This window comes from Candidatus Galacturonatibacter soehngenii (genome assembly GCF_008830185.1).
Taxonomy (GTDB): domain Bacteria; phylum Bacillota; class Clostridia; order Lachnospirales; family Lachnospiraceae; genus Lachnotalea; species Lachnotalea soehngenii.
In genome coordinates this window covers 133,734-149,043 of the sequence record NZ_WAGX01000005.1, presented here as the reverse complement: position 1 = coordinate 149,043, position 15,310 = coordinate 133,734, and the positions used below count along the sequence as shown (strand labels likewise).

The window sequence follows — 15,310 nt, the reverse complement described above, 5'->3', positions numbered from 1 at the left end:
AACTACAATAATTTTTTGTAGTTCGTAATATATTAAAGATCTATGAACCTAATAAAAATTAACTATGAACTGAGCGGAAAGTAATAAATTATAATTTAATTTTTTCGATTTCATATTGAGAATTAACCATAAGCCATAACTGGGGATTGAAAACAGTTATATTCCATACACTTATTCCTTTTAGATTATACTCTGTTACTAAATCTAGAATGGCATTAATAGTTTGTGAGTTAATAAACCAAACAGCATGAAGTTCTAATTCATCCCTAGTATAAGTAAAAAAAGGTGTTTGAGACACATCATCAAATTGAATAGTTGATTTATAAAGACTAGCTAAGTTGTTAACATTATCAAATGATATAAGATTGACATTAGAAATGCCTTCTGCATATGGCAATGTCCAATCATAGCCTAAAGTTGCAATACCAATAATAATCTTATCAGACGGGATGAAATTAAGAATATAATCCAAAAATACTTTCGTTCGGTGCACAGACGTAATAGGAGATGGAGGGTTAACATTAAATGCCCATTCATAACTAGTAAATATTATGTTTTGTGCTAGTTGATTTATAAGGGAATAATTTATTTTTTCAAAGTTAATCTCTTTATTTAATTCTTTTATGTTAGGATTAATAGTTACAAATACCTGATAGCCCTCTGCGTTCAACCGACTCGTTACGTTTGTAAAATATTGCTCGTAAAATTGGATGTTTGATGTACTAATATATTGTAGAGAAAGGTTTAAACCGTAATAACCTTTAGACTTTAGAGTATTTAATATATTTTGTATTTGTGTTTCTTGAAATTCGTTGTTTAAAAGTATATCAAGGTCTGCTGCTATGTTTGCTTCTCCTTGAATGGTTAATGTTGTTAACAACATGAGAGGAGCAACACCGTAAGCTTTTGAAATCTGGATGATTTCGGTATCATCATAATGCTGAATAATGGATCCATCATTTTTAGCAGTATAATTTAGTACAGATATGTAAGTTAAATAAGGTAGAGTCTTTCTGAGAGTAGTTTTATTAATAGTGGGTACCGTGTTACCATGGGTTGTTATGACCCTTTTTTTTGTATATTTAATAACAATAGTATCTCCAGGATATAGATACTCTCTATCCGATAAATAAGGATTATTTGCTAATAATTGAATTAAAGAGACATCAAACTTGTCAGCTATATTTAATAATGTATCACCCTCTTGAATGGTGTAAGTAATATCTGGTTTTACAATAACAAGCGATTGTCCGATTGCCAATTCATCAACGTTATTAAGTTCATTATCGTACATAAGTTTATCAGTAGAGATTTCGTAAAATTGAGCTATTGATTGAATTGTATCTCCCGATTTAACAATGTGTATTATCATGTTAAGCCTCATGAATAAATTTATTTTTATATTATATGAAAAAAGTATATAATAATGCCTAAATTGATGGAAGTAAAGTAAAAGAAAGAAACCAATAACGAGCCTGTTAAGGCTTATTTTTATGCAAAAAAGCAGAAAGGAAAATACATGGAAAAATTGCAATTAAACAATGGTGATCTAATTGAAATCCAAAATGGAGCAACGCCCAATTCTGTAAAGGTTGAAGTCCCAAGTCAAGAAGCTTTCCTGGAGCAGTACATCAAGTTTAAAGATGATAACTTAAGCAAGATTACGTTTCTAAGTGAAACAGGTATTGAAATGTCTATCTATAACAATAAGACTTTGGATAAGGCTGAATTACAGAGCGTAGCGGATGAAGAAACAGTGGAAAGCAAGTTGATTGCTACATTTACATTAAAGGATATTGATACTACTAAGCAGAAGCTTAAAGAACTACAAGAAACAATAGACACACTCGTATTAAATACGTTAGGAATAGAACTAACAAGCGAATCAGAACAGAAAGACTAACTATTAAAAGTCAAGTCTAAAATGATATTTTTTTGAATGAATTGCGGATATGCATTTCATATATTTGAACATTGAAAACTGCATGACAAATAGAGCATCTTAACAGGTGCTCAATAAGGAGACATTTTTATTAAAAACTTAAGCTGCTTTGATGTAGGATTGTCCGGATTTTTCTAACCGGTAAATTACTCTGACGAGTTTTTTAGCAGCATGTGATATTGCAACATAATAATGCTTACCTTCAGAGCGTTTTTTGGCAAGGTAAGCTGAAAAGGTTGGATCCCAATGACACACAAATATAGTTGCGTTAAATAGAGCGTATCGTAGATATTTGGAACCCCGTTTTTCCATGCGTGCATAGGAAGAATCTAGTTGACCGGATTGATAAGTAGATGGTGATAAACCTGCATAAGCGAGTATCTTATCAGGAGAATCAAAATAAGAAAAATCACCGATTTCAGCAATAATCATGGAACCCATACGGTAGTTGATACCTGGAATGCTTAGAATTGGTGAATTGATATTGTCCATGATAGATTTGATTTGGGATTCAATTTCATTGATTTCAGAATTTAGTTCCTTAATCAGTCTGATGGTATGCTTTAGTTCCAGAGATTTGGCAGGCATATGAGAACCAATGGATGTCCTTGCTGCTTCTCTGAAAAGATTAGCAGTATCTTTTCCATAGTGACCTTTAGAAGAAACAGAAAGTAGATTTGTCAGCCTAGTCAAATGAGCTGATGAAATATCAGATGCACTTGGAAACTCAGATAATAAAGCATAAACAGATGCCATATGGAGTGTTGGCACATGTTTCTCCAGTTCTGGAAAAAGAATTGTAACAAGACGGGAAATGGAGGTTTTTAACTTGGCACGTTCCTTAACTTTATCAAAACGATAGCGAGTTAGTGACTTCAATTCTTCATTATGGTAAGATGTGTCTGAGTAGGACTTTAAGTTCACATCAGACATAAGCATTGTAGCAATCGTATGGGCATCAACTTTATCCGTTTTCGTCTTTCTAAGGCTTAGACTTTTTCTGTAAAGGTTGGTATGTAACGGGTTGATAACAAAGGTGGTCAGACCTTTATCAAGAAGATATCCCAAGATGTTATAACTGTAGTGTCCTGTGGCTTCAAGTCCTACTTTTACTTCGGTTAAATCATCTGTAACGGATATGATTTTCTGATAGAGTTCATCAAAACCATCTCGGTTGTTTGGAAAGGTAAATGCTTTAAAGAGCACTTCACCATCTGAGTTAGTGATAAAGCAATCATGCTTATCCTTTGCAATATCAATTCCTGCGTATATCATAGCAATTCTCCTTTGAAATGTATTTGATACTGTTTGGAACCACGGATACTCCTTGCGATTGTATTCTCGTTCTAAATAAACCGTCATGCGGTATCTAACTGATTAACAAATATACAAAGAGATTGTGGTTGGAGTCTTTCTGTAACCATCAAGTGGTAGAAGGTGAGCACCAATCCACAGTATCTCCATTAGTATAGCATACAGTCCTTGGAGAGGGACTATAAACACTACTACTATATAATACGAGAAGGTGAAGCAGATGAAACAGACGTTGACGAGACTTTATAAGGCGAATGGAGTAATTGTCCTTGTTAAAGCCCTAGAACTTGGATGGATTTCTGAAACAGAGAAACAGCAGATTATTGAAAATAATTAGGCCTGCAAGGCAGAAAAGAGGAAAAATGGATTCAACAATTATAGTTGCGCTAGTATCCTTGCTAGGAACTATTGTAGGCAGTGGTTTCGGGGTAATAGCATCAAGTAAATTAACGAATTATAGAATCGAACAACTGGAAAAGAAAGTAGATAAGCACAACACAGTTATTGAGCGTACATACGCACTTGAAAAAGCAACAACAGTAACCAATGAACAAATCAAAGTAATAAATCACAGAATAAGTGATTTAGAAGGAGCGAGGTAAACTATGAAAGATTTAACTTTTTTACTACAGAACATTGACACTATTATTTTAGGAATTTGCTTATGCGTTGGGTTTGCTTTAAAGCAAGCATTTACGTGGTTTAACAACAAGTATATACCAATCACAATGTTATGCATGGGCACTATTATTGCAATAGTAACAAACTTAGGTAATGTAAATGCAGCGGTGATTTTGGGGGGAATGATAAGTGGTCTAGCTTCGACTGGATTATATGAAATGCTAAGAAATCTTATTAATATAGATGGGAAATCAGATACAGAGGGTGAGTAAAATCACTCTCTTTTTTAAAAAGAAAAGAGGAAAGCATATGAGGAAAACAAGTAGTGTCGGAATAGAACTGATAAAGCGATTTGAAGGGTGTAGACTTGCAGCTTATTTATGCCCAGCAAAAAAATGGACGATTGGCTATGGCCATACAGGATATGTAAAGTTTTTTAAGAAAAATGTTTGCGCTGGCATGACAATTACAATGGAACAAGCGTTAGAATTACTACAAGATGACTTAGCAAGGAGTGAAGCTAATGTTAATAGCTTTTATAAAAGATATACATGGAATCAAAATGAGTTTGATGCCCTAGTAAGCTTTGCACATAATCTAGGTAGTATAAATCAACTTACTGCAAATGGTCTACGTTCAAGAAGTGTGATTGCTGAAAAGATGCTTCTATATATTAACAAAGGTACTTCTTTTGAAGAAGGACTAAAAGTTAGAAGAAAAGCAGAGCAAGCACTATTCTTAAAAGGTGTAGTAGACCAAGAAATTTTATCTCCATCCAGTGCTGGATTATCCGCAAGGGAAATAAAAGCGAACATCATACTTGTACAAAAATGGCTTAACCAGGAATATGGAGAGTATTTTAAGAAGTGCAAGCTTACTGGATACAAACTTTTAGTAGAAGATGGTCTAAGGGGCAATAAGACCAGAGCAGCCTTAACTATTGTTTTACAGGTTCATTTGAATAGCTTAGGGGCAAATCTAACAGTAGACGGAGAATATGGGACTAAGACAAATGATGCAGTTAAGAAATATCTAATAGTCAAGGAAGGGACGAAGGATGTGTCTGCTAAGATTGTACAAGCTATTTTGTATTTGTACGGTTATAATCCTCAAGCGTTTAGAGAAGAATTTACAGAAGATTCAGCAACGGCACTAGGACAGTGCCAGAGGGATAATAATTTGAATCAAGATAAAATTGCAGGAGTTGTATTTTTTAGTACATTTTTAAAACAAAGATAAATGAAAAATGTAGAAATATGAGGAAAAACTTGTAAAATTTTTCTATATAATCTATAATAAATTACATCTAGCTTAAATATTGAATTTTTAGGTATGTAAAAGGAAGAATAATTTTTTATAGATTGAGATTAAAGCGTTTTAATTCAATCAGCAAGGAGTAAATTGGGATTTATTCCAATTGTTTTTATTTTTTATAGCTACTTGATAGCAGACAGGAATTTGTATGTTTCTCGAAAGATTTACACTTGAGATAAGCAGGAGGTATGTATAAATAGTGAAATAATCATGGTTATTTCATTTTGTTATTGAGGCTGGAAATAAAAACAAAAGGAGAAAATATATGTATCAAAAAAAAATACATATGGTAATAGTAGTAGTGTTAGTGCTACTATTAGTTAGTTATTTATTTAAATTCGCTAGTTTTATAACTACTGTAAGTCCATTAGCTATTGCCTTAGTATTATATATAATATACAAAAATTCATCTAAATAGATAATAAAAATCGCTGGTTACGTACTGGCGATTTTTATTATTTAAATGTGCTATAATATGTTAAAAATAATTTACTAAAAAAGGAGGCTAATGGTGAATAAAGAAAGTGTGGCATTAGAATTTAATATCTTAAAGGAAAGTATAACAGTAAAAAAGAGAACTGAATTTGTAGATGATGACAATATTATATTTGAAAGGACCAAGGATAATTATAGAATTTATATAGATGATAATCATAAATATGAGTCATATAAAAATTCTTTAAATAAATTATTTCTATGGATTACAAATAAGACTCCAGAAGTAACAATTGATTATGCAGAGGATGTAATACTGGATTTAATTATAGAAGATAGTGATATTGATATACTGAAACTAGAAAATTATTTTTTAAAACTGCCGATAATTAATTTTACTTTTCTAAGACCACTATATGGATTGAGTTTTTATAATGAAAATATTATAGATAAAGGTAAATATAAATTTATCTCAGCTAGTTATATAAAAGAATATTTATTAGGATTTATTCCAGATAATCCAATGAAAGAACATTGGATTAATAGATTCTTAGAAAATGAGAAAAGAGGTATTTGTTATGTTGAGACACATGTGGCTACGAGGGAACCCGCTAAGGCTGAAGAATTAGCTGATAAGAATTTTAAACAATTAGATAATGTATTGAGATATATGATGGGAGACAGAACAAGTTACAAGAAATTAGGGGTTTTTAATTATCAAGATGAGTCAATGAATTTTTCTATTTTAAAAGGAAACAATGATTTTCTACAGTATAATCATAATAATCCTTTTCGATATGGTTACAACAAATTAGATAGTTATTTTTTTGATTATAAGAATGGCAATGGTGTTATTTGGGATTTACTAAATAAAGAAAACAAAACAGAAATTCAGAAAAGAGTATTAAGAGGATTAGAATGGGTCGGTATGTCTATTAATGAAAAAGATGTTAATATGGCATTTATACAATGCTTCTTTGCGATAGAATGTATACTTCAAGATCAGCAGGGATTTATAACTAAGAGTATCTCAGCACAGATATCAGAATATGTGGCATTTATATTAGGAGATAACTTAGAAGCTAGAATAGAAATTGAAAATAGGTTTAAAAAATTATATGATGTACGTTCAAAAATAGCTCATGGAAATCAAACTGATGAAGCTAAAATAAACATGGACGAAATTATTGAAATATCAAAATTAATAATAATTAATTTGTTAACTAAAGATGATCTTAAAGTAATCAATTCAATTAGTGAATTAAGAAACTATATTACACATAAAAGGTATGGTTAGTTAATAATACTTACGCATAATTAGCTACAAAATATAAATGCCTAAGTTTATGCGTGGCTCTAAAATGGCTCTATAAAATTAACACAAACAAAATTTTTACCTTATAATATAAATAATTAATACATAAAAAGCCTATAAAAACGCTACAAAATAGATTTGATTACTAAATTAAGGTTAGTATTGAATGTGGGAATTAAAAATCCCCCCTTGATTTATCAAGGGGGGTTAATAATTTAAATTCTATCATGGCATTAGTTTGACTCTAATTTTAGTTTTTGAAGAGCTTTTACTAGCGAATGGCTTCATGACATTTAGGTTAATATTATTGTTATGGTGTGTGTTCTTATGGGTAAATATTTTTTGTCTACTATATTTATAATCCAAAATAATGTTCCTTTATTAATGCATAAACTTATATATTAACACATCAGCTTGTCAAAAATAAGACTTATAATTCCATTATATTCCATCTACAATTTAGTTATAAATAAAAACAAAGGGGAATATAACATGAAAAAGAGACCAAGTATTTTTACAAGTATCATATTGATCATATGCCTATTAATTGCAGCACCATTTAATGTATATGCGGCAGAACTATCAATAGGCGTGAATACTGTTTTATCAAGAAGTGCAGATTTGGATCCAGCAAATGGAAAATGTGCAAAATTGGAGGGTATGGCAGTTGGAAACAAGTATATTTATACTGCAAAAAGAAGTGATGATAAAAAATCTGTTAGCATATATAGAACTAAAATGTCGACAGGGGAAACAGTATTACTTAAATTTACAAACGAAAAAGATCCGAGTTATACAAATAAGCTTGGATACGCAGGGGACATGAAGGTCATTGATATAAATGGTCAAACAACCTTAATGGTTGCAACAGGTACTTCTCTTGTACAGGTAAAAGTAGATAACCCAAACAAGCAGCTTACGGTTCAAAAAGAATACAAATTAAATAATGTTCAGTATATTACGAGTATTGCTAGTGATAAAGAAAACAACGGAGTTTTTTATATAAGAACTAAGAAGAATGATGATTCTAGTGGATTTGTAATCTACAAGGTTAACATTGAATTGTCAAAAGCTAGTTCAACTAAGACTCTTCCTTTAAACGGGAATAAAGTGTGCAAACTTATTAAGATAGCAGATAAATGTAGTGGTCAAGGAATGGCATATTATAAAGGCAAATTATATATAGGTATGACAACTACCCAAACGGACAGTAATGGAAAAGAGTATAAACAAAACTGTATAAGTATTTACAAAATTCCTAGTAGTGATGCTGAGGTTAAGGTGCAAAACAAGATAAAATTAAACCTAACGGGTGAGGTAGAAGGAGTAGATATTACAGAAGGTTATCTATACTATAGCCAAAAAGGTGGTACTGTTGGTTCATACCCATATACCGTATATGTATCACAAAATCAAGTTTCAAAATAAATTTTATTAAAAGAGCATCCATCGGGGTGCTTTTTTACTGGCTTAATCTGCACATTAACCGGAATAAACATTAATGCAGTAGAGAACATTGAAGACTTAATAATGATGTTAGTAGTGTTGTGATAGAATGTATACATAGAGGAATTACAAATCAGGATTTGGGATAGGAAATTAGAAATAATATGAATGTAATCGTAGATTTAAGAAATGTATGCTTAGAAACTGATAGATTATTTATTCGTGAATGGAAACTAAAGGACTTGGAAGATTTTTATGAGTATGCAAAAGTTGATGGCGTTGGTCAAATGGCAGGATGGAATCCACATACATCAAAAGAAGAGTCCAAGGAAATTTTATACTCATTTATAGAGGGTAAGAGTGAATTTGCTATAGAATTAAAAGAAAATAATAAGGTTGTTGGTTCGGTGGGATTAAATGAAATTTTTATTGATCTGGGTGAGCCGTACACTGACTTAAAGGGTAGAGAAATTGGTTATGTTCTTAGTAAAAAATATTGGGGGAAAGGAATAATGTCAGAAGCTGTAAAAAGAGTGATACAATTTTGCTTTGTGGAAGAAAAGTTTGATTTTTTGCAATGTAGTCATTCAATAGAAAATAATCAATCCAAAAGAGTAATTGAAAAATGTGGTTTTACATTTATAAAAGAACATACAAGAAAGGGAACAAATGAGGTTGAACATATTTCTAAATTTTATGTATTAAACAATTTACAGCATTAAATTGGTGGATTTGTACAAGAATACAGTCAATCTAACAGATACAATGTAACATAGGCATCCATTGAATAAATTAAATGAGTATCCTTCGGGGTACTTTTTTGATATCTTAATTTGTACTTTTATTATAAAAGCATGATATACAATGATATATCAAGTAATGTTATACTCTATTTACAAATTGATAGTTGCAACGTGATATTTGTATTGGATACTAATAATTTATGCATAGGAGGAATATTTTATGGAAACAACAAACAATGGAGTAATAACAGCTTTATGTCAAGATATTTATAATGTACAACCTTTCAATTCAAATGCTACAGTATTAGATAATCATATAAATACAGTAGCATCCGATGTAAAATTGGGACATATTAAAATTGGTACAGGTTTTGATATGATTGATGAATTAGTGAATGTTAAGATAGCAGATAATCTTAGCACTGACGATTCAGATACAGCATTATCTGCAAAAATGGGAAAAGAGCTGAATGAAAGCAAAGCATCAAAAAATCATGCGTCAACAGAAATGACATATGGAATTGGAAGTGATACGAGTTTTGGGCATGTAAAGCTAAGTGATGATTATACTTCATCTTCGGGAGCTGCAATGGCCGGGGTAGGAGCAAGTTCGAAGGCGGTGTGTGATGCCTATAATGAATTAAACACTAATTTGGATAATTTAAAATCAGATGTCAATACCCTTAAAGGGAAATTTGGATCACAGCAAATTGGTATAAAATCATTTAGATACTTGAATTTCTCAGGAATATTTAGCTGTATTATAACAATAGATGGAGTAAATGGTCAGTCCTACGGTTCGTTTATTGCAAACGGGTATGGTATAGGATCAAATAGGATGCATGTAGCAAAACTACAAGCAGGTTCTCCTGTAACATGTACCATTTTAGAAGACAGAGAAGCAATTTATGTCTCAAACCAATCTGGATCAGAGAGTACAATAAGCATATTTATGTTGTACGGAGCACTCCCAGAATTCACCACCAGCTAATCATTTTTGGATATGTAAACATTATAGTTTAAGGAATGAACAGTTGCTTTTAGTCATAAATGATGAAACTGACTTACAGTTAGCCATTGACCTAAGAGTAGGAGATATAAGATGACTAACAGTTGATGATTAACAGATATGGTTATGTAATATGAGCATCCAATAGCAATGCAGTGGGCACAGTTTCAGACACAGGAAAATTAACAGTAGCCAGTATTGCAACTACATATGTAACGGTAACTGATGACAAAGGAAATAAAATAGGTAAGCTTTTGGTAAGAGTAAGAAAATAGATTAAATTAAAAGAGTATCCTTTGGGGTACTTTTTTAGTGTCTTATCTGAACTTTAGAAAGTAAGTTAGAGGTATGATTTACGGTGCACGAACATGCATAAAAATTGACAGAATGTTTTATTTAGTTTATTATTATTAAATAATACCAAAGAAGGGGGAAATAATATGAGGCAAAGCATTTTAGCATTTGTAATATTAGCATCAGTAATTATAGGAGGATGTTCAAGCTCTAAACCAGTAACAAGTCAAAATACAGATACAGAAAAATTAGAACAAAGAATTGCTGAACTAGAAAAGGAAAACGCTGAATTGAAAGCAAGTATTGAAGGTAATACTGATGTGGAGGTAGAAAAAGAAGAAGTAGGCACAGAAGAGGTGGCACAAATTCAAATAGGAGATACTATACAAACGGAAAAGGCTGAAATAACAATCAAAAATATTGAGTTTAGTTATGATGTACTTCCAGATGATACAAGTTCCTTTTACACTCATTATCCAGCAGATGAAGGCAATGTCTATATTCATATAGATACAGATGTAAAAAACACACAAAAGCAAAATTTAAATATTGATGAAATAATGTCTGTTGAGGCAAATTATAATAATGGATATAAATATAATTCATCACCTGTGCCAGAAGATTCATCAACAGGTTTTACATATGCGAATATAACGTCAATTAAGCCATTAGATACATTGGGGGTTAGATTCTTAATTAGCTGTCCGCAAGAAGTTGAAGAAAGTGATAATTCATTGGTATTAACCCTTACAATTGATAAAGAAAACTATTCGTACACAGTTCGTTAAAAACAAAATAAAGTAGTAATTCATCAAAGAATAGTAAAAAACGTCTTTAAACAGACGTTTCAGAGCACTGTATTTGCGGCGTCAGTGAGTCAAGATCCATATGGGGCAAATGATACAGTTGATACGGCATATCCATATGCGTCTACTACTGTACTTTCAGGTAACTTATATATATTGGGGTATCGTAACTCTAATATTTATGTTGTTGCTGATGAAGATTGGTTTTATATAACGTTATATAGTTCTAGGACATATGATGTTATATAGAAAAATATTTATGATAGTGTTTTAACTAAATATATATATGGAAAGAAAATAGTGATGGAACGTGGACAAGATGGAGTCATGCTAATCAACGATATGTAGAACTAGTAGGCAAGCTTAAGAACACAGATTTATACTATAAAGGACCACCATATTAATAAATAAGACAAGCCCCTTTTGTTAGATAAAAATTATCAACGAAAGGGGCTTTGTTTCAAACGTGTTACTCCAACATAACCCAAATCTCCATACAAGTTGTTTCGGGGGTATGATTTGCATAACGCTCCACAGCAAAAGGTTTGTAAATAATTTTGTGCTTCACAAGCCACATTTCAAAAAGATATCTTTGCGCCTTATAGAGCGCATCGGTTACGAGCTGTTCAAAATTCTCACCCTCAAAAGAACATATAATATATTCACCTTTTTCTAATTCCCATGTAGAGAATTCTTTAAAAGATACATTTCCAGAGGCTTGTGCACCACCAAAATAACGATAATATCCAGGTTTTGTTCCCCCAAAAGCAACCCCTAATTCATCGCCATTTTCGATTAAGCCATCAATAGAAGATTTTCTATCATGAAAGTCATCCCACAATTTACTTAATCCATCTATCCCAGGCTCACCATTTCCTGGAATTTGCTCAATTGGTTCTTCTGTTGTAAGACCAATAAAAGTTTCCGAAGAAGTAAGGGTACGTCTTGATATTTCAATTACGATTCCCTCTGTGATAAGCGGGACATTTTCATCAACCAAAGTATAATTTAAAAGCAACTGCGGTTTGCAAAAGTTATTAAGCCGAACTGGGTGAGTTCGATACTCTTCTGGAGTCATTCCATACACATTCTTAAAATTGCGAGTAAAAAGTTCATGTGAGGTAAAACCAAAATCCAAAGCAATATCCAAAATGCGATTGTTTCTTACTAATAAGGCATCAGAAGCTTTTGCAAGTCTACGAAGCTTAATATATTCATTTACGGGTCTTTTAACAAGGCGAGAAAACAAACGTTGGTAATAAAATTGGGATAATGAAGCAATTTGAGAAAGCTCTTCAATCTTAATGTCTTGCGTTAAATGATTTTCAATATAATCTAGCGTTAATTGTATTTGTTCCCATGCGTGCATAATTAGCACCTCCTCTCTTAACTACTGTAGCATATGTATAACGATATGGCTTGACTGGGAATGCCCTTTTTATAAATGATGGTTAATTCTTAATAGCAGTATAGCAAAATAATAATAATTCTTCCAATGCATTCATTAACATTTAAATTGTGCATTCTGATATGAATTTATAATGTTGGTAACTGTTGCATAAAATAGTGTAAACATAAATAATTTGCTTGACAGTTACCAATATATATGGTAATTTAGAGAAAATATAATAAAATCAGTGATCAAAAAGAGTACTTACGGAAGGTACATCACAGAGAGTCGACGTTGGTGGGAGTCGATATGGAAAGCTGTAAGGAATGGGTTTGTTAGATGCAAGGTGAAAGAGAATTCGAGTAGCTAAAGCCGTGACCTCACGTTATAGGGGAAGAATATCGAAACGAAAGTTTCCGTATTGTGAATGAGTCAAGTTATGAATTGGTGGCAGGTATATTTCCGATTGGGAGTATATCTTTTTTTATTTTGATATGAATAACCGAAAGTGATACACTTTAACTAAGAGTATATTATTTGAAGCTAGTCATGTTACACACCAAAAACAACTTGAGAAAAAGGGTGGTACCACGTAAAATACGTCCCTGTTACTAGATATAATTAGTAACAGGGATTTTTTATTACCAAAAATCTCTTTGTTCTTGATACGGACGAACAAGTGTTGTTATTGGAGGAGGAAAAAATGAAACGAATATTCAGAGCTTATAAAAAAACAGTAAGTATTGTGAATGAAACTGCAATCAGTTTATTTGAAGGTCTAGCAAAAGACAAAAAGGGATTTTTATTAGAAAGTTATGATAAAAACAACGGAAGATATACATTTCTTGGAGCTGATCCAGAAGAAATCATTACCTCTAAGAAAAATAATCTAGTCATACAAAAAAACGATGGAACACAAACAATACTTGAAGGAAATCCTGTTGAAGAACTTAAAAAATATTATTCTAATTTTGAAGTAAGAACGGATGGAGCAGATATTCCGTTTTGTGGAGGGTTATTTGGAAGTCTTGGATATGATTATATTCGCTACATTGAAGAACTACCAGATGAGAATTCAGATGAAATCGGTATTGAGACCATTCAGTTTATGTTGGCGTTATCCTTTATGGTATTAGATCACGTAGCCGAAACATTAACGGCAATTGTACTTGAAGAGGATAGTGAAGCTGGAAAAGCGGTAGGATTAAAAAAGGCAGAGGAATTAATCCAACGTGCAGTTACTAACATGGTAATACGAGAAGATAGGTTTGAACAGGATGGAGTAATCATTAAGAAATCCGATACACTAGATCAATATAGTGAAAAAGTAGAGAAAATCAAACACTATATCAGAGAAGGACATATTTTTCAAACGGTGCTCTCTCAAAGATGGACCATTGAAACAAAGCAAACAGGTTTTGATTTATATAGACAATTAAGAGTATTAAATCCATCTCCTTATTTATATTATTTTAATTTTGGAGAGTTTGAGATTATAGGTAGCTCTCCTGAAATGCTAGTAAAACAAGTGGATCAAAAAGTATACACTTGCCCGATTGCAGGTAGCAGGAGAAGAGGGAAAGATGCAAAGGAAGATGAGTTTCTAAAGCAAGATTTGTTAAAGGATGAAAAAGAAAGAGCAGAACATGTAATGTTAGTGGATCTTGCAAGAAACGATATGGGCAGAATAGCTGAGTTTGGAAGTGTTAAGGTTACGCAGTTCATGGAAGTACAAAACTATTCTCATGTCATGCATATCGTATCGTTGGTTGAAGGAAAGAAAAAAGGAGAATATCATCCACTTGACTTAGTATCCTCCTTTCTGCCAGCAGGCACATTAAGTGGAGCACCTAAAATTCGTGCGATGGAAATCATAGATGAACTAGAAACAGCACGAAGAGGACTGTATGGAGGTGCGACTGGATATCTTGATTTTAATGGAAATATGGACTTTTGTATTACCATTCGAACCATGTTAAAAAAGAAAAACAAAGTGTATTTACAAGCTGGTGCAGGAATTGTTGCAGATTCCGTTCCAAAGAGTGAATACGAAGAATGTTGTAATAAAGTAATGGCACTTGCTAAGACCTTGGTTAAGGAGGAACAATTATGATACTTATAATCGATAACTATGATTCATTTACCTTTAATTTATATCAATATGTAGGGATTTTTACAGAAGATATCAAGGTTGTTCGTAATGATAAAATTACACTAAAAGAAATAGAACAATTAAACCCAGATAAGATATTGATTTCACCAGGGCCAAAAAGTCCAAAAGAAGCAGGTATTTGTATCGACTTAATCAAACATTTTTATGACAAAAAGCCTATTATGGGGATTTGTCTTGGTCATCAATGCATTGGTGAAGCCTTTGGAGGAATTGTAACTTATGCAAAAGAATTATTTCATGGAAAGCAATCAATAATACATCATGACATGTCTAGTGTATTTATGGGAGTTAATACACCCATACATGTAGCAAGATATCATTCGCTAGCAGTACAAAAAGAGAATTTACCCAATTGCCTCAAGGTATTAGCAACAACCAAGGATGGGGAAATCATGGCTATGAGACATAAAGAATATCCAGTTGTTGGATTGCAATTTCACCCAGAGTCTATCTATACCGATCATGGGAAGCGCTTAATTGAGAACTTTGTAAATGGAATCATATAGGA

At 32.1% G+C, this 15,310-nt stretch carries 16 protein-coding genes and 1 other annotated feature; of the genes, 13 read left to right on the top strand and 3 right to left on the bottom strand.

Features of this window, described 5'->3' with window-relative positions:
- Positions 1-88 precede the first annotated feature (88 nt).
- The gene (locus F7O84_RS08055) at positions 89-1,372 is read right to left on the bottom strand and encodes a LysM peptidoglycan-binding domain-containing protein (protein ID WP_192451695.1); all 1,284 of its coding nucleotides are present in this window, start codon (positions 1,370-1,372) and stop codon (positions 89-91) included.
- A gap of 147 nt (positions 1,373-1,519) precedes the next feature.
- On the opposite strand from F7O84_RS08055, the gene F7O84_RS08050 reads away from it, so the two are divergent.
- A complete protein-coding gene (locus F7O84_RS08050; protein WP_151144018.1) occupies positions 1,520-1,903 on the top strand; it encodes a hypothetical protein in 384 nt (127 codons plus the stop codon).
- Positions 1,904-2,041: 138 nt separating this feature from the next.
- On the opposite strand, the gene F7O84_RS08045 is transcribed toward F7O84_RS08050, so the two are convergent.
- The gene (locus F7O84_RS08045) at positions 2,042-3,217 is read right to left on the bottom strand and encodes an IS110 family RNA-guided transposase (protein WP_151141897.1); all 1,176 of its coding nucleotides are present in this window, start codon (positions 3,215-3,217) and stop codon (positions 2,042-2,044) included.
- A 250-nt stretch (positions 3,218-3,467) separates the two neighbouring features.
- On the opposite strand from F7O84_RS08045, the gene F7O84_RS19350 reads away from it, so the two are divergent.
- The 10 genes from F7O84_RS19350 to F7O84_RS08000 all read left to right on the top strand — a co-directional run bounded on the left by F7O84_RS19350 (position 3,468) and on the right by F7O84_RS08000 (position 11,488).
- Positions 3,468-3,593 (top strand): hypothetical protein, encoded by a 126-nt coding sequence (locus F7O84_RS19350; RefSeq protein WP_279237992.1) that lies wholly within the window; start codon positions 3,468-3,470, stop codon positions 3,591-3,593.
- A gap of 25 nt (positions 3,594-3,618) precedes the next feature.
- A complete protein-coding gene (locus F7O84_RS08040) occupies positions 3,619-3,858 on the top strand; it encodes a hypothetical protein (RefSeq protein WP_151144016.1) in 240 nt (79 codons plus the stop codon).
- A gap of 3 nt (positions 3,859-3,861) precedes the next feature.
- The gene (locus F7O84_RS08035; RefSeq protein WP_151144014.1) at positions 3,862-4,149 is read left to right on the top strand and encodes a phage holin family protein; all 288 of its coding nucleotides are present in this window, start codon (positions 3,862-3,864) and stop codon (positions 4,147-4,149) included.
- A gap of 37 nt (positions 4,150-4,186) precedes the next feature.
- Complete coding sequence (locus F7O84_RS08030) at positions 4,187-5,116, top strand: glycoside hydrolase family protein (protein WP_192451694.1); 930 nt, start codon at positions 4,187-4,189, stop codon at positions 5,114-5,116.
- Positions 5,117-5,702: 586 nt separating this feature from the next.
- Positions 5,703-6,923, top strand: coding sequence for a HEPN domain-containing protein (locus F7O84_RS08025; RefSeq protein ID WP_151144010.1), 1,221 nt, complete (start codon positions 5,703-5,705; stop codon positions 6,921-6,923).
- Positions 6,924-7,433: 510 nt separating this feature from the next.
- Positions 7,434-8,369, top strand: coding sequence for a hypothetical protein (locus tag F7O84_RS08020; protein WP_151144008.1), 936 nt, complete (start codon positions 7,434-7,436; stop codon positions 8,367-8,369).
- Positions 8,370-8,551: 182 nt separating this feature from the next.
- A complete protein-coding gene (locus tag F7O84_RS08015; RefSeq protein ID WP_151144006.1) occupies positions 8,552-9,109 on the top strand; it encodes a GNAT family N-acetyltransferase in 558 nt (185 codons plus the stop codon).
- 241 nt (positions 9,110-9,350) lie between these two features.
- Positions 9,351-10,121 carry a hypothetical protein gene (locus F7O84_RS08010; protein WP_151144004.1) on the top strand — a complete coding sequence of 257 codons (771 nt, stop codon included), beginning with the start codon at positions 9,351-9,353 and terminating at the stop codon, positions 10,119-10,121.
- 458 nt (positions 10,122-10,579) lie between these two features.
- Positions 10,580-11,221: a hypothetical protein gene (locus F7O84_RS08005; protein WP_192451693.1), complete on the top strand. Its 642-nt coding sequence runs from the start codon at positions 10,580-10,582 to the stop codon at positions 11,219-11,221.
- Positions 11,222-11,305: 84 nt separating this feature from the next.
- Complete coding sequence (locus tag F7O84_RS08000; RefSeq protein WP_151144002.1) at positions 11,306-11,488, top strand: hypothetical protein; 183 nt, start codon at positions 11,306-11,308, stop codon at positions 11,486-11,488.
- 220 nt (positions 11,489-11,708) lie between these two features.
- On the opposite strand, the gene F7O84_RS07995 is transcribed toward F7O84_RS08000, so the two are convergent.
- Entirely contained in the window at positions 11,709-12,608 is a 900-nt protein-coding gene (locus F7O84_RS07995) for an AraC family transcriptional regulator (protein ID WP_151144000.1), read from the bottom strand.
- A 259-nt stretch (positions 12,609-12,867) separates the two neighbouring features.
- Positions 12,868-13,239, top strand: a binding site (T-box leader).
- Positions 13,240-13,332: 93 nt separating this feature from the next.
- On the opposite strand from F7O84_RS07995, the gene trpE reads away from it, so the two are divergent.
- Entirely contained in the window at positions 13,333-14,742 is a 1,410-nt protein-coding gene (trpE, locus tag F7O84_RS07990; RefSeq protein WP_151143998.1) for an anthranilate synthase component I, read from the top strand.
- Positions 14,739-15,308, top strand: coding sequence for an anthranilate synthase component II (locus F7O84_RS07985; RefSeq protein ID WP_151143996.1), 570 nt, complete (start codon positions 14,739-14,741; stop codon positions 15,306-15,308). Before trpE ends, F7O84_RS07985 begins: the two co-directional genes overlap by 4 nt.
- Positions 15,309-15,310: the final 2 nt, after the last annotated feature.